The organism is Cedecea neteri, from assembly GCF_000758325.1.
GTDB lineage: Bacteria > Pseudomonadota > Gammaproteobacteria > Enterobacterales > Enterobacteriaceae > Cedecea > Cedecea neteri_B.
Map to the genome: position 1 here is coordinate 2,294,205 of NZ_CP009459.1, position 18,803 is coordinate 2,313,007.

Annotated in this window: 16 protein-coding genes; 6 read left to right on the forward strand and 10 right to left on the reverse strand. The window is 53.9% G+C overall.

Going from position 1 to position 18,803, the window contains the following annotated elements; genetic code table 11:
* Window positions 1–39 precede the first annotated feature (39 nt).
* From nagC to nagB, 3 genes are all read right to left on the reverse strand, one after another.
* The gene (gene nagC / locus LH86_RS10840) at window positions 40–1,260 is read right to left on the reverse strand and encodes a DNA-binding transcriptional regulator NagC (protein WP_039291182.1); all 1,221 of its coding nucleotides are present in this window, start codon (window positions 1,258–1,260) and stop codon (window positions 40–42) included.
* Between the two features lie 5 nt (window positions 1,261–1,265).
* Window positions 1,266–2,414 (reverse strand): N-acetylglucosamine-6-phosphate deacetylase, encoded by a 1,149-nt coding sequence (nagA, locus tag LH86_RS10845; RefSeq protein WP_039301119.1) that lies wholly within the window; start codon window positions 2,412–2,414, stop codon window positions 1,266–1,268.
* A 161-nt stretch (window positions 2,415–2,575) separates the two neighbouring features.
* The gene (gene nagB / locus LH86_RS10850) at window positions 2,576–3,376 is read right to left on the reverse strand and encodes a glucosamine-6-phosphate deaminase (protein ID WP_008456097.1); all 801 of its coding nucleotides are present in this window, start codon (window positions 3,374–3,376) and stop codon (window positions 2,576–2,578) included.
* A 334-nt stretch (window positions 3,377–3,710) separates the two neighbouring features.
* Between nagB and nagE the strand changes: the two genes are divergently transcribed.
* From nagE to chiQ, 4 genes are all read left to right on the forward strand, one after another.
* The gene (gene nagE, locus LH86_RS10855) at window positions 3,711–5,735 is read left to right on the forward strand and encodes an N-acetylglucosamine-specific PTS transporter subunit IIBC (RefSeq protein ID WP_039301122.1); all 2,025 of its coding nucleotides are present in this window, start codon (window positions 3,711–3,713) and stop codon (window positions 5,733–5,735) included.
* 178 nt (window positions 5,736–5,913) lie between these two features.
* Window positions 5,914–7,581: a glutamine--tRNA ligase gene (gene glnS / locus LH86_RS10860; protein WP_039301124.1), complete on the forward strand. Its 1,668-nt coding sequence runs from the start codon at window positions 5,914–5,916 to the stop codon at window positions 7,579–7,581.
* 465 nt (window positions 7,582–8,046) lie between these two features.
* Complete coding sequence (gene chiP / locus LH86_RS10865) at window positions 8,047–9,453, forward strand: chitoporin ChiP (RefSeq protein ID WP_039301126.1); 1,407 nt, start codon at window positions 8,047–8,049, stop codon at window positions 9,451–9,453.
* A 46-nt stretch (window positions 9,454–9,499) separates the two neighbouring features.
* The gene (gene chiQ, locus LH86_RS10870; RefSeq protein WP_039301129.1) at window positions 9,500–9,826 is read left to right on the forward strand and encodes a ChiQ/YbfN family lipoprotein; all 327 of its coding nucleotides are present in this window, start codon (window positions 9,500–9,502) and stop codon (window positions 9,824–9,826) included.
* 94 nt (window positions 9,827–9,920) lie between these two features.
* On the opposite strand, the gene fur is transcribed toward chiQ, so the two are convergent.
* From fur to ybfF, 4 genes are all read right to left on the reverse strand, one after another.
* On the reverse strand, window positions 9,921–10,367 hold the full coding sequence (gene fur, locus LH86_RS10875; RefSeq protein ID WP_008456106.1) for a ferric iron uptake transcriptional regulator: 447 nt from the start codon (window positions 10,365–10,367) through the stop codon (window positions 9,921–9,923).
* Between the two features lie 279 nt (window positions 10,368–10,646).
* A complete protein-coding gene (gene fldA, locus LH86_RS10880; protein ID WP_039291198.1) occupies window positions 10,647–11,177 on the reverse strand; it encodes a flavodoxin FldA in 531 nt (176 codons plus the stop codon).
* A 179-nt stretch (window positions 11,178–11,356) separates the two neighbouring features.
* A complete protein-coding gene (gene ybfE / locus LH86_RS10885; protein WP_008456110.1) occupies window positions 11,357–11,635 on the reverse strand; it encodes a LexA regulated protein in 279 nt (92 codons plus the stop codon).
* A 141-nt stretch (window positions 11,636–11,776) separates the two neighbouring features.
* Window positions 11,777–12,544: an esterase gene (gene ybfF / locus LH86_RS10890; RefSeq protein ID WP_039301135.1), complete on the reverse strand. Its 768-nt coding sequence runs from the start codon at window positions 12,542–12,544 to the stop codon at window positions 11,777–11,779.
* A 174-nt stretch (window positions 12,545–12,718) separates the two neighbouring features.
* Between ybfF and seqA the strand changes: the two genes are divergently transcribed.
* Window positions 12,719–13,267 carry a replication initiation negative regulator SeqA gene (gene seqA / locus LH86_RS10895; RefSeq protein ID WP_039291202.1) on the forward strand — a complete coding sequence of 183 codons (549 nt, stop codon included), beginning with the start codon at window positions 12,719–12,721 and terminating at the stop codon, window positions 13,265–13,267.
* Between the two features lie 27 nt (window positions 13,268–13,294).
* The gene (gene pgm, locus LH86_RS10900) at window positions 13,295–14,938 is read left to right on the forward strand and encodes a phosphoglucomutase (alpha-D-glucose-1,6-bisphosphate-dependent) (RefSeq protein WP_039301138.1); all 1,644 of its coding nucleotides are present in this window, start codon (window positions 13,295–13,297) and stop codon (window positions 14,936–14,938) included.
* A 34-nt stretch (window positions 14,939–14,972) separates the two neighbouring features.
* On the opposite strand, the gene LH86_RS10905 is transcribed toward pgm, so the two are convergent.
* Genes LH86_RS10905 through kdpD form a run of 3 tightly spaced genes read right to left on the reverse strand, consistent with a single transcriptional unit; the run spans window position 14,973 to window position 18,799 of the window.
* Entirely contained in the window at window positions 14,973–15,401 is a 429-nt protein-coding gene (locus LH86_RS10905; protein WP_008456117.1) for an EamA family transporter, read from the reverse strand.
* Between the two features lie 36 nt (window positions 15,402–15,437).
* Complete coding sequence (gene kdpE, locus LH86_RS10910; RefSeq protein WP_008456119.1) at window positions 15,438–16,115, reverse strand: two-component system response regulator KdpE; 678 nt, start codon at window positions 16,113–16,115, stop codon at window positions 15,438–15,440.
* Window positions 16,112–18,799, reverse strand: coding sequence for a two-component system sensor histidine kinase KdpD (gene kdpD / locus LH86_RS10915; RefSeq protein WP_039301141.1), 2,688 nt, complete (start codon window positions 18,797–18,799; stop codon window positions 16,112–16,114). Before kdpD ends, kdpE begins: the two co-directional genes overlap by 4 nt.
* Window positions 18,800–18,803: the final 4 nt, after the last annotated feature.

Consider the following 18,803-nt stretch of genomic DNA (forward strand, 5'->3'; position numbering starts at 1 on the left):
AAGTCGGTAACTATAGCGTAAAATGCTGCCTGGGCAGCATTAACTTTCCAGCAAATGCTGAAGCAAGACGCCGTTTAGCATTGAGCGCTTAACCAACGCAAAGGCCCCGATTGCCGAACGGTCGTCCAGCTTTGAGCAGACAATAGGCAAGTTTTTACGGAAGGCATTCAATACCTGGGTGTTGATGCAGCCTTCGATAGCAGGCAGCAGCACTTTTTCGGCTTCGATTATCTCACCGGCAAGCACGACTTTTTGCGGGTTAAACAGGTTAATGGCGATGGAAATTGCTTTCCCCAGATGGCGGCCAACGTGCTCCAGCACTTCACAGGCCAGCGCATCACCTTTATTCGCCGCTTTGCAGATGGCCTGAATACTACAATCTTCCAGCGTCAGACGGCTGTTGTAGCCTTGCTCCAGCAAATGGCGGACGCGTTTTTCAATGGCGGCGTTCGCGGCAATGGTTTCCAGGCAGCCAAAGTTACCGCAGTGGCAGCGCTCGCCCAGCGGATCTACCTGGATGTGGCCGATCTCACCCACGTTGCCATTGCGGCCGATAAAAATCCGCCCGTTTGACAGGATGCCTGCGCCGGTGCCACGGTGAACGCGCACCAAAATAGAGTCTTCACAATCATGGGTTGCACCGAAGTAGTGCTCGGCCAGCGCCAGGCTGCGAATATCATGGCCGACAAAACAGGTCACTTTGAAACGTTTTTCCAGGCTGTCGACCAGCGCCCAGTTGTTGACGGCGATGTGCGGCATATAGCGGATCACGCCGCTTTCGGGGTCAACCAGCCCCGGCAGGATGACGGAAATAGCAATAAGTTCGCGGGTTTTACGCTGCCAGGTTTCGATGAAGTGGCTGATGGCATTAAGCAGCGCATGCTCGAGCGTTTCCTGCGTGCGTTCCGGCAGCGGATAGTGTTCTTCGGCGATGGATTTCGCGCTCAGATCGAACAGGGTGATAGTGGCGTCGTGGCGCCCGAGGCGCACGCCAATAGCGTGAAAGTTACGTGTTTCGGTAGTGATAGAGATAGCGCGGCGGCCGCCAGTGGAGGCCTGCTGATCGACTTCTTTAATCAGGCCGCGCTCAATAAGCTGGCGAGTAATTTTTGTGACGCTGGCGGGCGCAAGCTGGCTTTGTTCGGCAATCTGGATGCGCGAGATGGGACCGTGCTGATCAATCAGGCGGTAGACCGCCGCGCTATTCAGCTGTTTTACCAGGTCAACGTTACCAATTTGGGCTTGTCCGCCAGTCGTCATGCTATTTACTCAGTTACGACCTCGTTACCATTAACGATGGTCTTGATAATTTTATAGTCGCGGGTAAACACGGTCAGGTTAGCCACTTTACCGGCTTCGATTGCGCCCAGATGCTTATCCACGCCCATGGCGCGAGCAGGGTAGAGGGTTGCCATACGCAGGACTTCATCCAGCGCGATGGCCGCGTGTTCCACCAAATTGCGAACGCCTTGAATCATGGTCAGTGCAGAGCCGCTCAGCGTGCCGTTCTCATCAACGCACAGGCCGTCACGGTAGTATATTGTTTTGCCAGCAAAAATGAACTGATCGATGTTGGCACCTGCCGGCGCGGTTGCGTCGGTAACCAGACACAGTTTATCGCCCTTCACGCGTTTTGCGGTGCGAATGTTCGCATAATCCACATGTAAACCATCAGCAATGATGCCACAGTAAACGTCAGCTTCATCAAAAATTGCGCCCGCCAGGCCCGGTTCACGGCCTGTTATATAAGGCATCGCGTTGAAAAGGTGGGTTGCGAAGGTGATCCCAGCGCGGAAGCCAATTTTGGCTTCTTTAATCGTTGCATTGGAATGACCCGCAGAAACGATGATGCCTGCCGCAACCAGTTTCTGAATGACTTCTGGCTCAACCATTTCAGGTGCCAGGGTGATTTTGGTGATCACATCGGCATTCTGGCACAGGAAATCAACCAGCTTCGCATCCGGCTTGCGGACGAAGCCTGGGTTGTGTGTCCCTTTTTTCACGATGTTGAGCCACGGCCCTTCAAGGTGTAAGCCCAGCGCCTGGTGGCTGTATTTCGCCAGATAGTCGCGCATGACTTTCACGCCCTGCATCATCAGCTTGTCGCTGGTGGTGATAAGCGTTGGCAGGTAGCTGGTGCAGCCTGAGCGCTCATTCGCTTTCTGCATGATTTCCAGCGTTTCAACAGAAACGGCTTCTGCAGTGTCGTTAAACTGCACGCCGCCGCAGCCGTTCAGCTGTACGTCAATAAAACCGGGGGCAATGACGGCACCGCCCACATCGCGCGTTTCAATACCTGCTGGCAGTGCATCAACAGGGCAAACGCGCTCAATCAGGCCATCGGCAATAACTACCGCGTGGTCATCCAGAATTTCGTGGCCGGTATAAATCCGACCGTGGATTAATGCATACATATCCTACCCCCGGTAATAACGTCGTGCTTTAAGACTGTAAGATCGCTAATAAAGAGGAAAAGCCGAAACACCTTCCTCTTTATGACTGACTGTAGAAAACCAATGCATTGATTTTCCAGGACAACTGACGCCTTTACGACGCGTCAGTTGTCAACCGGGCCTTAAAGGCCTTTAATGTTTTCTGCTTCCAGCTCGTTGAAATACTTCAACGTTTTCACTTTCAGCTCCATGGTGGACGGCTCGTCACACACGATCACTGCCTTCGGATGCAGCTGCAGGCAGGTGATAGTCCACATATGGTTAACGTTGCCTTCAACGGCCGCCTGCAGTGCCAGCGCTTTGACGCCGCCCAGCACCAGGATCATCACTTCTTCTGCATCCAGCAGAGTGCCCACGCCAACGGTCAGGGCGTATTTAGGTACCTGAGTCACGTCGCCGCCGAAGAAACGAGAGTTTGCCACGCGAGTGTCATGGGTCAGGGTTTTAATACGGGTGCGGGAGGCCAGGGAAGATGCTGGTTCGTTGAACGCGATGTGACCGTCGTTGCCCACGCCGCCCATGAACAGGTGAATTTTGCCGTAGGAGCGAATTTTCTCTTCGTAACGGCGGCATTCTGCATCAACATCTTCCGCATTACCGTTCAGTAGGTTGATGTTTTCCGCTGGGATATCAACGTGATCAAAGAAGTTGCGGTGCATGAAAGTATAATAACTTTCTGGATGCTCCTTCGGCAGACCGACGTATTCATCCATGTTGAACGTGACGACGTTCTTAAAGCTAACCTGGCCTGCTTTATGCATCTCAACCAGTGCTTTGTAAGCTTCCAGCGGCGTGCCGCCGGTTGGCAGACCCAGAACAAAAGGGCGGTCCGCGGTTGGTTTGAATGCATTAATGCGGTTTACAATATGGCGAGCTGCCCATTTGCCGACTTGTGCCGGGGTAGCCAGGGGAATCAGTCTCATCATTCACCTCGTAGTTTAAGAGTAAAAATAGGGTTAGCTGAATCGATCTCGATAAGCATAAGGGTAAACCACTTTTATACTGAACCGACAGGGATCAATCCGCCTTGATTTTTTGAATCATAAAATAAGTTTTCGGAGATAGCCAGTGAAGGGGGAGGGTTGAAGCGATATTTGGTGATAAATATCACAAAAAAGGTGTGTTTAATTTGCGGTACGAATTAATTTTTTTCACACTTCACCGTGTGATGTGAATCGTCGCCGTGTATTCAATGTAAGTAAGACAATAAAAACACTGCTTGAGCGAGCCTTAACGGGGTCTCATAGGGGGAATAAAGTGAGTATTCTAGGTTATCTACAGCGCGTGGGCCGGGCACTTATGGTGCCGGTGGCTACACTGCCAGCAGCAGCAATATTAATGGGGGTTGGTTACTGGATTGACCCAGTCAGTTGGGGTGGAGACAACGCGTTAGCCGCGCTCTTCATTAAATCCGGTTCCGCCATTATCGATAACATGTCCGTGTTGTTCGCCATCGGCGTCGCTTACGGCATGTCCAAAGACAAAGACGGTGCAGCAGCACTGACCGGCTTTGTCGGCTTCCTGGTTCTGACCACCCTCTGCTCACCGGCAGCGGTTGCTATGATCCAGAAAATTCCGGCGGACCAGGTTCCGGCGGCGTTTGGTAAAATCAGCAACCAGTTCGTTGGTATTCTGGTCGGTATCATTTCTGCAGAACTCTATAACCGCTTTAGCGGCGTTGAGCTGCCGAAAGCGCTCTCCTTCTTCAGCGGTCGCCGTCTGGTGCCAATCTTGACCTCCTTCGTGATGATTGCCGTGGCTTTCATCATGATGTACGTCTGGCCGATGATCTTCGACGGTCTGGTGAACTTCGGTGAGCACATTCAGAAGCTGGGTTCTGCGGGCGCAGGTATCTACGCCTTCTTCAACCGTCTGCTGATCCCAGTTGGCCTGCACCATGCTCTGAACTCCGTGTTCTGGTTTGACGTGGCAGGGATTAACGACATCCCTAACTTCCTGGGTGGCGCTCAGTCCATCGAAGCAGGTAAAGCGGTTGTGGGTATCACCGGTCGCTACCAGGCGGGCTTCTTCCCGATCATGATGTTCGGTCTGCCGGGTGCAGCGCTGGCCATCTATCACTGTGCACGTCCTGAAAACAAAGCAAAAGTTGCCGGTATCATGATGGCCGCTGCTTTCGCTGCGTTCTTCACCGGGATCACCGAACCGCTGGAGTTCTCCTTCATGTTCGTTGCACCGGTACTGTACGTGATTCACGCAGTGCTGACCGGTATCTCCGTATTTATCGCGGCAAGCATGCACTGGATTGCGGGCTTCGGCTTCTCTGCGGGTCTGGTGGATATGGTGCTTTCTTCCCGTAACCCGCTGGCAACCCACTGGTGGATGCTGATCCCTCAGGGTCTGGTGTTCTTCGTTCTCTACTACGTGGTGTTCCGTTTCACCATCACCAAATTCAACCTGCTGACGCCAGGTCGTGAACTGGCTGTAGCCGGCGACGAAGCTGATGGTCAGGACGTGAATGTGAGTGGTGACGCGAACCAGGACGTTTCTGGTCTGGCTCGTCAGTACATCTCTGCGGTAGGCGGCTCTGCAAACCTGACCGGTATTGATGCCTGTATCACTCGTCTGCGTCTGAGCGTGAAAGACTCTTCCGTTGTTAACGAAGCGCTGGCTAAGCGTCTGGGTGCGACGGGCGTTATTCGCCTGAACAAAACCAGCGTGCAAATCATCGTTGGCTTTGCTGCAGAAAAAATTGCTAACGCAATGAAAACAGCTGGCAGCGTAGAAGCAGCGGCGCCTGTTGCTGCGGCGGCACCGGCTCCTGCGGCTAAACCACAGGCTGTTCCAAACGCGACCAGCACAACCGTTGCTGCTCTGGTTTCTCCAGTAACTGGCGACGTAGTTGAGTTGGATCAGGTGCCTGATGAAGCTTTCGCCAGCAAAGCCGTCGGTGATGGCGTAGCCGTTAAGCCAACGGACAAAACCGTGGTTTCTCCTGCAGCCGGGACTATCGTGAAAATCTTCAACACCAACCACGCATTCTGCCTTGAAACAGAAAAAGGCGCAGAGATTGTGGTTCACATGGGCATCGACACGGTTGCTCTGGGTGGTAAAGGCTTCACGCGTCTGGTGGAAGAAGGGGCCGAAGTGGTTGCCGGCCAGCCGATTCTGGAAATGGATCTTGATTTCCTGAACGCTAATGCGCGCTCCATGATTAGCCCGGTAGTTTGCAGCAACATCGACGACTTCAGCGGTCTGGTTATCCAGGCGAAAGGTCAGGTGGTTGCAGGTCAAACGCCACTGTATGAGATTAAAGGCAAGTAATCGCTCCTGAGTAAGCATTTGTGCCTTAAGCGGCTGACGTAAATCGTCAGCCGCTTTTTTATTGCTTGTCGCTAAGCAAATATGGATAACCCTAATTTATGCAACTAAAGGTTGTTTCCCGAGGCTGCTTATTAGATCATACGCCGTTAACTAAGGTACACGCTTTGAGGAACCCGCGATGAGTGAGGCTGAAGCCCGCCCAACTAACTTTATTCGTCAGATCATTGATGAAGACCTGGCGAACGGTAAGCACACCAGTATTTGCACCCGTTTTCCGCCTGAGCCAAATGGCTATCTGCACATTGGCCACGCCAAGTCTATTTGCCTGAACTTTGGCATCGCCCTGGATTACCAGGGGCAATGCAACCTGCGCTTCGATGACACAAACCCGGTAAAAGAAGACATCGAATACGTAGAGTCCATCAAGCACGACGTTGAATGGCTGGGCTTCCACTGGTCTGGCAACGTGCGTTATTCGTCTGATTATTTTGACCAGCTGTTTAATTATGCCGTTGAGCTGATCAATAAAGGGCTGGCGTATGTTGATGAGCTGAGCCCGGAACAAATTCGTGAATATCGTGGCTCGCTGACTGCGCCAGGTAAAAACAGCCCGTTCCGCGATCGTAGCGTTGAGGAAAACCTCGCGCTGTTCGAGAAAATGCGCAACGGTGAGTTTGCCGAAGGTACCGCCTGCCTGCGTGCCAAAATCGATATGGCCTCGCCGTTTATCGTTATGCGTGATCCGGTGCTGTATCGCATTAAATTTGCCGATCACCACCAGACCGGTAACAAGTGGTGCATCTACCCGATGTACGACTTCACCCACTGTATTTCTGATGCACTGGAAGGCATTACACACTCGCTGTGTACCCTGGAGTTCCAGGACAACCGCCGCCTGTATGATTGGGTGCTGGATAATATCACCATCCCTGCCCATCCGCGCCAGTACGAGTTTTCTCGCCTGAACCTCGAGTACGCCATCATGTCCAAGCGTAAGCTGAACCTGCTGGTGACCGAGAAGATTGTAGAAGGCTGGGACGACCCGCGTATGCCGACTATTTCCGGCCTGCGCCGCCGCGGCTATACCGCAGCATCCATTCGCGAGTTCTGTAAGCGCATTGGCGTCACCAAGCAGGACAATACCGTTGAAATGGCTTCTCTGGAATCCTGCATCCGTGACGATCTTAACGAGAATGCGCCGCGAGCAATGGCTGTATTGGATCCGGTAAAAGTTATTATCACTAACTACCCTGAAGGTGAAGAAGAGACGGTCACCATGCCGAATCATCCTAACAAACCTGAAATGGGGAGCCGTGAAGTACCATTCAGCCGCGAGATCTATATCGATCGCGCTGACTTCCGCGAAGAAGCAAACAAGCAATACAAGCGCCTGGTGCTGGGTAAAGAAGTTCGCCTGCGTAATGCCTATGTGATCAAAGCCGAACGCGTAGAAAAAGACGCAGAAGGTAATATCACCGAACTTTACTGCACCTACGATCCGGAAACCCTGAGCAAGGATCCGGCAGACGGTCGCAAGGTGAAGGGGGTTATTCATTGGGTGAGTGCGGCACACGCGCTGCCGGTTGAAATTCGTCTGTACGATCGCTTGTTTAGCGTCGCGAATCCAGGGGCTGCGGAAGATTTCCTGTCTACCATCAATGCGGATTCCCTGGTTATTCGCCAGGGCTTCGCTGAGCCTAGCCTGCAGAACGCGGAAAAAAGTAAGGCATATCAGTTCGAGCGTGAAGGTTACTTCTGCCTGGACAGCCGCTATGCGACGGCGGAAAAACTGGTGTTTAACCGCACCGTTGGCCTGCGTGATACCTGGGCTAAAATCGGCGAATAATAGCCGTTTATTGCCTGATGAAAACGCCGCTAAATGCGGCGTTTTTTCTTTTTACTTACCGACCATTAACGTTGTGTACACATTCGCGATGCGAATTAATTCTCATTTGCATTTTTCGTGAATACCTCCTCGAACGACATGATCTTTTCCCCGTAATCTCCTGATGCTTATAATGAAAGCGCTCTCAAAGAAATTTTATTCTTAAAATCAATCGTAATCAGGGTTAATAATCTGCTGCGCAATTTTGTTACAAATGCACATAGATTATGTGCTCTCTGTCATACTCCAGGAAATCTCTGATACAAAGTCATTGATAATTCGCGTCGCGAAAAATAGTCTATGAGCAGCAGTAATGCGGGTGTGTTAGGCAAAAACCGCTTTTAGCCGTCAGGCAATTTTACTTTTTTTCGTCATTGGCGCTTTTCACGTCAGACGATGATTTTTACGTCAAAGAGGAATTTAACTATGCGTACGTTTAGTGGCAAACGTAGTGCGCTTGCTCTTGCTATTGCAAGCGTTACCGCTCTTTCAGGCTTTGTAGTGGCTCCGCAGGCTAGCGCCGCGGGCTTTGTTGATGACTCTACGCTAACCGGTGGCATCTATTACTGGCAGCGTGAACGTGACCGTAAAGATGTGTCCGACGGTAAGTACAAAACTAACCTGTCGCACTCAACCTGGAACGCCAACCTCGACTTCCAGTCTGGCTATGCGGCCGATATGTTTGGTTTCGATATTGCCGCCTTCACCGCCATCGAAATGGCCGAAGACAGCGCCAGCGGCCACCCGAACGAAATCGCATTCTCCTCTAAAAATAAAACCTACGACGAAGACTACTCCGGCGATAAAGGTGGCATTAGCCTTTATAAAGCGGCGGCTAAATTCAAATACGGCCCGGTTTGGGCTCGCGCAGGTTACATTCAGCCAACCGGCCAAACGCTGTTAGCACCACACTGGAGCTTCATGCCTGGTACTTATCAGGGGGCTGAAGCGGGTGCCGCATTCGATTACGGCGACGCCGGTGCGCTGAGCTTCTCCTACATGTGGACTAACGAGTACAAGGCGCCATGGCACCTTGAAACCGACAAGTTCTACCAGAACGATAAAAAGACCAAAGTTGATTACCTGCACTCCATCGGCGCGAAGTATGACTTCAAAAACGATCTGATTCTGGAAGCAGCATTCGGTCAGGCTCAGGGCTTTGTTGATCAGTACTTTGCTAAAGCCAGCTACAAATTCGACGTTGCAGGCAGCCCGCTGAGCACCAGCTACCAGTTCTACGGTACCCGTGACAAAGCCGCGAACAACACCATCAATGATATCTACGATGGCACCGCATGGCTCCAGGCGCTGACATTTGGCTATAAAATTGGCCAGGTCGACCTGCGTCTGGAAGGGACCATGGTGAAGGCAGAAGGCCAGCAGGGTTACTTCCTGCAGCGTATGACGCCAACCTACGCGTCTTCCAACGGTCGTCTGGATGTGTGGTGGGATAACCGCTCTGACTTCAACGCCAACGGTGAAAAAGCCGTGTTCTTCGGTGCAATGTATGACCTGAGCAACTGGAACCTGCCGGGTTGGGCAGTCGGTGCTTCTTACGTTTATGCGTGGGATGCAAAACCATCTACATGGGCGCTTGATGCTTCCGGTAATCGTCAGGATCTCGCTTCCAACAAGATCAAAGAGTCTTCTTACAGCCTCGACGCCATGTATACCGTGCAGGAAGGCCGTGCGAAAGGCACGCTGTTCAAACTGCACTTCACTCAGTACGACAACCACTCCGACATCCCAAGCTGGGGCGGTGGTTACGGCAACATGTTCCAGGATGAGCGTGACGTGAAGTTCATCGTGATTGCTCCGTTCACCATCTTCTGATGTGAAACCGGGCGCGTAAGCGCCCGTTTTTTATAAGGAATCGAACATGAAAAAGATTTTACTGGTTACCGCCGCTGTTTTCACGCTGTCTGCCTGTGTTCAGCCTCCGGCTCCTCCGGAAGATTCGCGCCTGAAACAAGCCTATAGCGCCTGTATTAACACGGCGGAAGGCAACCCGGATAAAATTGAAGCCTGCCAGAGCGTGCTGAACGTACTGCGTCAGGAAAAACAGCACAAAGCGTTTGTTGAGAAAGAGACGGTGAACGTGCTGGATTACCAGAAATGCATCCAGGCAAGAAAGACGGGCAATGATGAAGCCGTGAAGGTGCGCTGCGATAAGATTTGGCAGGAGATTCGCGCCAATAACAGCTGATAGCCTTTTTCAGTCAATAAAAAAACCGGCAAGGGAAACCTGCCGGTTTTTGCTTTTAAACGCCACCGAAGCAGCGTTCATTAATGCGGATTACTTATTTAGGATCGTGGGCGGTGTCGTCTTCGCGGCAGTCGCCTTCAGCACAGTGTCCGTAAAGATAGAGGCTGTGGTTAGTCAGGCGGATACCGTGGCGTGTGGCGATTTCACGCTGGCGTGATTCAATAGAATCATCGCTGAACTCGATCACTTTCCCGCAGTCGAGGCAGATCAGGTGATCGTGGTGATGCTGTTGGGTCAGTTCAAAAACGGATTTGCCGCCTTCAAAATTATGACGGGTCACGATCCCTGCATCATCAAACTGGTTCAGCACGCGATAGACGGTCGCCAGGCCAATTTCTTCGCCCATGTCGATCAGACGTTTATATAAGTCTTCCGCGCTGACGTGATGATTTACCGGCTCTTGCAGCACTTCGAGGATTTTTAATCGCGGAAGCGTGACTTTCAAGCCGGCCTTCTTTAATGCGGTATTGTTGTCAGTCATGCGGAAAGTGTCCTGTTGCTTAACGATTCGCTCAAACTGCAGTGAGCGTAAAGAGTAATGCGTCTCATTATAGAACTGCTACTTCTAAATGGGAACCGCAAGTATGGTGCAAAATAAGGCTGAAAAATCGTGGCGGCGTCGCCATTTACAGTAATTATCAGCCAAGCTATCAGGAAGACATTGTACAGGGATGTACGAGAAAGTTACAAACTTGTAGCAATTATTTTCATTGCTACAAGCTATCAAGATGGCGCAAATATCGCATTTGCGCCACGGAAATCAGGCGTTAATGATATCGGCCAGATTCAGTTCTTCAGAAACCTGTTTAACCCACTTCTCAACGCGCTCAGCGGTCAGCTCCGGCTGGCGATCTTCATCGATGGCAAGGCCGACAAAGTTGTCGTCATCCGCCAGGCCTTTGGAGGCTTCAAAGTGGTAGCCAGCGGTTGGCCAGTGGCCGACAATCGCCGCGCCGCGTGGTTCGATGATGTCGCGAATGGTCCCCAGCGCATCACAGAAGTATTCCGCGTAGTCTTCCTGGTCGCCGCAGCCGAACAGCGCAACCAGTTTGCCGTTGAAATCGACTTCTTCAAGAGTAGGGAAGAAGTCATCCCAGTCGCACTGGGCTTCACCGTAGTACCAGGTCGGGATGCCGAGCAACAGAATGTCGAAACCTTCGAGATCTTCTTTGCTGCTTTTAGCAATGTCATGCACCTCAGCAACGTCTTTACCGAGCTGTTTTTGAATCATTTTCGCGATATTTTCGGTGTTACCGGTGTCGCTGCCGAAAAAAATGCCTACGATTGCCATGAGTAAAATAACCTCTTGAAACTTAATAGTATGCTGGCCGTTCAATGCCCACGTATAGGGCAATCATAGCAGAACAGCCCCAGCAGCGGAAACAGCTATCACGCCCGGGTGCACAGTCTGCAACATGGTTTTGCTCACCCTTTTGAGATTTCAGATAACCCGTAGGGCGGCTGAAGGTGTTACCCGAGATTTTTAAGCTGCTCGAGCAACATCTCTTCGATCAGTTCGCTACGGCTGATGTTACGGGCGTCAGCCAGCTGGTTGAGGGCATCGACCGCCTCGTTGTTCAGTTTTAGCTCAACTCGCTTCAAACCACGCACTTTATCGCGCTTCAGCTGATTGCGCTTATTGATACGCAATTGCTCATCGCGCGAGAGCGGATTAGTTTTCGGCCGCCCGGGGCGACGCTCGTCCGCGAACAGATCTAATGTAGTACGGTCCGTTTGTTCTTTTGCCATGATTAGAATACTGACAGGAAATTCTGGCTGCAGGGGCAGGGTGCCGGTGCAATTAAGCGCGCCATCATACATCAGCGCGCCATTCCCGCCAACGCGTTAGCGACTTCAACTGCCCGGTCGGTCTGTTTTTAATCAGTTTTTCTACTCTGCGTCGATAAATCGGTGGATCGCCCGTAAAACGGCATCCGGTTTTTCCGCATGAACCCAATGACCCGCTCCAGCGATGACGTGAGCACGGGCCTGCGGGAACTGACTTAACAGCGCCTCGCGGTGGCTTTCATCAACGTAAGGAGAATTCCCGCCGCGAATAAATAGCGCAGGATGTGGCCAGGCCGGGACAGGCTGCCAGCCAACGATATTTTCGTATTGCTGCCAAAGCACCGGCACGTTGAATTTCCACTCGCCGTCAGCAAAGGATTTCAGCAGAAACTGAATGACGCCTTCCTCAGCTATGTGGTCGCGCATGATTTGCGCCGCCTGCTGGCGAGTTTTTACGCCCGCTTCGGTGACCGCGCGAATAGCCGCGAAAATTTCGTCGTGGCGGCGAACCTGATAATTAACCGGCGCAATATCTATCATCACCAGCTTATCAATACGTTGAGGGGCGATTGCGGTAAGCGCCATCACCACTTTGCCGCCCATAGAATGGCCAATAAACGTCGCTTTCTCGATGCCGTATTCGTCCAGCGTGTCCAGAACGTCCCCGGCCATTGCGGCATAGCTCATATCATCGCTGCGCGGCGACAGCCCGTGATTGCGCAGATCGATCTGCAGCAACGCATGATCTTTACCCAGATCCCGCGCCAGAACGCCCAGGTTATCCAGGCTGCCGAACAGGCCGTGAATCAGTACGATAGGGGAATTGCTATTCAATTGTTGCGCAGTTTGCAGGCGAGCATTTAATTTCATGGCAAAGTTCTTTATTTTGGTTCGTTTGGTTAGGGTATCATGTTGGCATTCTCGCGGGCGTGCGGCAAATATTCAGTTTACTCTGACTTTGAGTCGCCTCTCCTGTTCGCTGTTGGGATTTGACCCTATAATCCCAACGACTTGTATTCAGAAAAGATATCGCACTGGATTAAGATGAAAACAATCGAAGTTGATGACGAGCTTTACCGCTATATTGCCAGCCAGACCAAACACATCGGCGAGAGCGCGTCAGACATTTTACGGCGTATGCTTAAATTTACCGCCGGGCAAACACCAGCAGCCACTTCTACGCCAGCCGCGCCTGAGCGCGCTGCGGCTCCCGTTGTTGAAGAAAAACCTGCGAACACCGCTCGCAACCGCGTGCGTGCCGTTCGTGAGCTGCTGCTTTCCGATGAGTACGCTGCCCAGAATAAAGCCGTAAACCGCTTTATGATGGTGTTGTCCACGCTGTATCAGCTGGATGCAAAAACCTTCGGTGAAGCCACTGAATCGCTGCATGGCCGCACCCGCGTCTATTTTGCTGGCGATGAGCAAACGCTGCTGGCAAACGGCAATCAAACCAAGCCCAAGCATGTTCCGGGCACCCCATACTGGGTGATCACCAATACGAATACTGGTCGTAAATGCAGCATGATCGAACACATCATGCAGTCAATGCAGTTCCCTGCGGAGCTGATTGAAAAGGTTTGCGGCACTATTTAAAAACCTGGCGTCAGTAAGGAAGAGCCAATGGCTAACCACGATCGTGCGGGCCAACCTGCACAACAGAGCGACTTGATTAACGTAGCCCAGCTTACGGCGCAGTATTACGTGCTTAAGCCAGTGGTGGGGAATAGCGAACACGCGGTGAAATTCGGGACCTCCGGCCACCGCGGCAGTGCAGCACGGCATAGCTTTAACGAACCTCATATTCTGGCGATTGCGCAAGCTATCGCTGAAGAACGCGCGAAGAATGGGATCACCGGCCCGTGCTATGTGGGCAAAGACACCCACGCGCTGTCCGAACCTGCGTTTATCTCCGTGCTGGAAGTGCTGGCCGCCAACGGCGTGGACGTCATTGTGCAGCAGGATAACGGCTATACGCCAACGCCTGCGATTTCTAACGCCATCCTGGTGCATAACCAAAAGGGCGGCGCTCAGGCGGACGGGATTGTGATCACGCCATCCCATAACCCACCGGACGACGGCGGCATCAAGTACAACCCGCCAAACGGTGGCCCGGCTGATACCAACGTCACCAAAGTGGTTGAAGATCGCGCTAACGCACTGCTGGCCGACGGCCTGAAAGGCGTGAAGCGTATTACGCTGGATAAAGCCTGGGAAAGCGGCCACGTTCAGGCGCAGGATCTGGTTCAGCCGTTCATCGAAGGGCTGGTGGATATCGTCGACATGGCCGCGATTCAAAAAGCGGGCCTGAAGCTGGGGGTTGATCCTCTCGGCGGTTCCGGGATCGAGTACTGGCACCGTATCGCGAAGCACTACAACCTTGATCTGACCATCGTGAACGATCAGGTCGACCAGACTTTCCGCTTCATGCACCTGGATAAAGACGGCGCAATCCGTATGGACTGCTCCTCCGAATGTGCGATGGCGGGCCTGCTGGCGCTGCGCGACAAATTCGATCTGGCCTTTGCCAACGATCCTGATTACGACCGTCACGGTATCGTCACGCCGGCTGGCCTGATGAACCCGAACCATTACCTGGCCGTGGCTATCAACTATCTGTTCCAGCACCGTCCGCAGTGGGGCAAAGATGTGGCCGTCGGTAAAACCCTGGTTTCCTCCGCGATGATTGACCGCGTGGTAGAAGATCTGGGCCGCAAGCTGGTGGAAGTCCCGGTGGGCTTTAAGTGGTTCGTTGACGGACTGTTCGACGGCAGCTTCGGCTTCGGTGGTGAAGAGAGCGCCGGGGCATCATTCCTGCGCTTCAACGGCACCCCATGGTCGACCGACAAAGACGGTATCATCATGTGTCTGCTGGCGGCAGAAATCACCGCCGTTACGGGCAAAAACCCGCAGCAGCATTACGACGAGTTAGCCGCGCGCTTTGGTGCTCCGAGCTACAACCGTATTCAGGCCCCAGCCACTTCAGCACAGAAAGCCGCGCTGTCTAAACTGTCACCTGAAATGGTGAGTGCAGACATGCTGGCTGGTGACCCGATCACCGCTCGTCTGACGGCGGCACCGGGCAACGGCGCTTCCATCGGCGGCCTGAAGGTAATGACGAAGAACGGCTGGTTTGCTGCTCGTCCGTCCGGCACTGAAGACGCCTACAAGATTTACTGTGAAAGCTTCCTGGGTGCTGAGCACCGCGAGCAGATTGAGAAAGAAGCGGTAGAGATTGTTAGCGAAGTGCTGAAAAGCGCGAAGTAATAGGTAAAAAGGCTCCCCTGGGAGCCTTTCTCTTTTAACCCAAAGCCACCATCAGTGCGCCGCAGGTGATAAGCGCCACGCCTATCCCGGCAATCAGCGACACTTTCTCACCGAACAAAATCACTGCCAGAATCACCGCGAACACCACGCTCAGCTTATCGATAGGGGCGACCTTCGACACGTCACCACTTTTGATCGCCATAAAATAGAACAGCCAGGACAGCGCCCCGGCCACGCCGCTTAACAAAATAAACAGCAGCGCTTTTTTATCGGCAAACACCGTACTAACAAGATTCAGTTTTCCCTGAACCACAACCACCCCAACTAAAAATAACGCCATGACCACGGCGCGAACGGCCGTGGCGGTGTTGGCGTCCAGATGCTGCAAACCAACCTTACCAAAAATAGCGACCAGCGCTGCCGTGGCGGCAGACAACAGGGCGTAGACTAACCATGCGCTCATAACGGGCTCCTCTTGAACGAGCCAGAGGTTACTCCTTCAGAGCATAAAACGGTAGCCGATTCCGGTTTCGGTGAGCAGGTGGCGAGGGCGGGCAGGATCGCTTTCCAGTTTTTGGCGCAGGTGGCCCATATAAATGCGCAGATAGTGACTGTGCTCCACGGCATTTGGGCCCCAAACCTGATTAAGCAACTGGCGCTGGGTCAGAACTTTGCCGTGATTATTCAGCAGGGTAGCTAACAGGCGGAACTCAATCGGGGTCAGGTGAATTTCCTCTTCGCCGCGGGTAATACGGCGCGAGGCGAGGTCGACCCGGATTTCGGAAAACTGATAAACCGGATCGGGCTGAACGGTGCTGGCGTGGCGACGCAGGGCGACGCGAAGCCTGGCCTGCAGTTCACCGATGCCAAACGGCTTGCTGAGAAAATCGTCTGCGCCAGCGTCCAGGGCGGCAATCTTCGCCTGTTCGTCACTCCGGGCCGACAGGACGATGACCGGCGTCTGGCTCCACTGGCGGAAGTCACGAATAAAATCGATGCCGTCGCCATCCGGCAGGCCGAGATCCAGAATCACCAGGTCTGGCTTGCGGGTGGCGGCTTCAATCAGGCCACGCTGCAGGGTTTCGGCATCAAAAACGCGCAACGATTCATCTTCCAGCGCGGTGCGCAGAAAGCGGCGGATCTCTTTTTCATCCTCAATTATCAGAACCGTTGTCACAGCACCTCAATCATTTCAGGGAGTTCGGGGGGAGGCGATAAAGGTAGCACAACGTGGAAGCTGGCACCGCCTTCCGGGCGGTTAAGCGCAAAAATTGTGCCGCCGTGAACTTCAACAATCGCCCGGCAGATAGCCAGCCCCAGACCAACGCCAGGAATCGCTGACTCTTTGTTACCGCGAGCAAATTTATCAAAAATCAGCAGCTCTTTACCAGCGGGAACCCCCGGGCCGCTGTCCCAAACTTCCAGGTCCAGCTTGTCTGCCGTCGAGGTCGCTTTTATACCGATGCTGGCTTTGTAACCGGCATATTTCACCGCATTCTCCAGCAGGTTGATCAGCACGCGCTCGAACAGCGGGCCGTCGACCTCAATCAGCATCAGCGGGTCAGGCAAATTAAGGGCGATATGGCGGCCGCCCAGACCCGGTTCTAGCATCTTCAGCGCGCTGCCGACGACTTCTTCCAGCGTCAGCCACTCTTTGCGAAGGTTAAAACCTCCTGACTGAATGCGGGCCATATCCAGCAGGTTATTCACCAGCCGGGTGGTGTTCAGCACGTGCTGGCGGATTTCGTTGGCCTGCGGAGCATGTTTTGAGCCTTCGCTGGCGAGATCCAGCGTGAGGATTTCTGCCTGGCCGAACAGCACGGTCAACGGCGTACGCAGGTCGTGTGAAAGCGCGGCCAGCAGTGAGTTGCGGATTTGCTCTCTTTCGCTGGAAAGCCGGGCCTGTTCTTCGCTGGCGGTGAGCAGAAGCCTGTCGAGCGCGGTGGCGACCAGCAGGGTAAAGGTTTCCAGCAGACGCTGCTGTTCGGGGATCATCAGCTGGCGCAGATTCTCCGGCTCAACGACCAGCAGGCCTAGCGTCCTTTCCGTAGTGCTGAGTGGCAGAATACGGTAGGGCACGCCTGGCAGCGTATCCGTTCCGGCACCGGCCGGTTGACCTTTATCAAAGCTCCAGCGCGCAATTGCTTCATCCCATTGCGCGGGTTCGCCTTCCGCCGCGATACGGCTGAGTTTCCCGTGATCGTCCGGGAGCAGCAGCAGGCTACGGGCCTGGAAGGTGTTGTTAATAAACTGCACGCTGGTGGCGGCGACGTCCTGCGGCGTGCGGTCGTCGGCCAACGCTTTAGACATCTCATACAGATGACGGGTGCGCTGTTCCCGGTAGCGGGCGATGCGCGCCTGATAACGTACCCCGGCGGTCAGATTCCCGATCACCAGCCCTACGGTGAGCATCACGCCGAAGGTCAGCAGATACTGTACGTCCGACACGGCGAGCGTGCCTCGCGGCGCAATAAAGAACAGGTCGAAGCTAATCACGTTGATGACCGTCGCGAGGACGGACGGCCAGCGGCCATAAAACAGTGCGACCATCACCACGCCAAGCAGGTAGATCATCACCAGGTTGGCAGCATCAAAGGCCACCAGCCACTGGTTGGCGATAAAGGTAATAAACGCGCAGAGCACCACCGCCACGGCACAGCCGCGGAGCTGAATGCGCCATTTCTCGCTCAGCGTTCTGGTGTCCGGCGCCCTGGTCGGGGAGGGGAGCGGTTTTTCATCCAGCGCAACAATCACCAGATCGAGGTCCGGGGCGCGTTTGGCTAACCGGTCAGCGAAAGAAGTGCGGTGCCACCAGCGGCGCGTGGTATGGCGACCAATAATGATTTTGCCGAGATTGTGTTCGCGGGCGTAGCGCAGCACCGCTTTTTCTTCATTAGGGTCGGCAAGCGTGGCGGTTTCGGCTCCCAGCTCCTGGGCGAGCCGCAGAGCGCTTAAAATAGTCCGGCGCTGATGTTCCGGCAGGCGGTGAAGCTGCGGCGTTTCTACGTAGACGGCGTGCCAGACGCTGCCGAGCTTGGCGGCAAGGCGAGCGGCAGTACGAACCAGTTTTTCATTACCGTTGCTATGGCCGATGCACAGCAGAATGGCGTCCCGCGTGTGCCAGACTTTTTCCTGGCCCTGGTTGTCCCGCCAGGCGCGCATCTGATCGTCAACGCGGTCTGCAGTGCGCCGCAGCGCCAGTTCACGTAGGGCGATAAGATTGCCTTTGCGGAAGAAATGTTCAATGGCGCGTTCGGCCTGGCCGGAGATATAAACTTTTCCTTCGTGCAGGCGCTGGCGGAGGTCGTCCGGCGGCAGGTCAACCAGCACAACTTCGTCGGCAGCGTCGAAAATAGGGTCGGGGACAGTTTCGCGCACCTGAATTCCGGTCACCCCGCCTACCACGTCATTCAGGCTTTCCAGGTGTTGAACGTTAACGGAGGTCAGAACGTCGATTCCGGCTTCAAGCAGCTCTTCCACGTCCTGCCAGCGTTTAGGGTGGCGTGAGCCTGGCGCGTTGGTGTGCGCCAGTTCGTCCATCAGGATCAGAGCAGGGCTGCGGGCGAGGGCGGCGTCCAGGTCAAATTCCTGAACCAGACGCCCCCGGTGATGGATACGACGAGGGGGCTGAATCGTCAGCCCCTTCAACAGTTCGGCAGTTTCCTTGCGGCCGTGGGTTTCCACCACGCCCACCAGCACATCGAGGCCCTGCGCCCGCAGGCGCTGCGCCTCCTGAAGCATCGCGTAGGTTTTCCCGACGCCCGCACAGGCGCCGAAGAAGATTTTCAGTTTCCCACGCGGCTGGCGACTGACTTTCTCCAGCAGCTTATCGGGGTTGGGGCGCAGCGGCTCCTCGGTCATAACA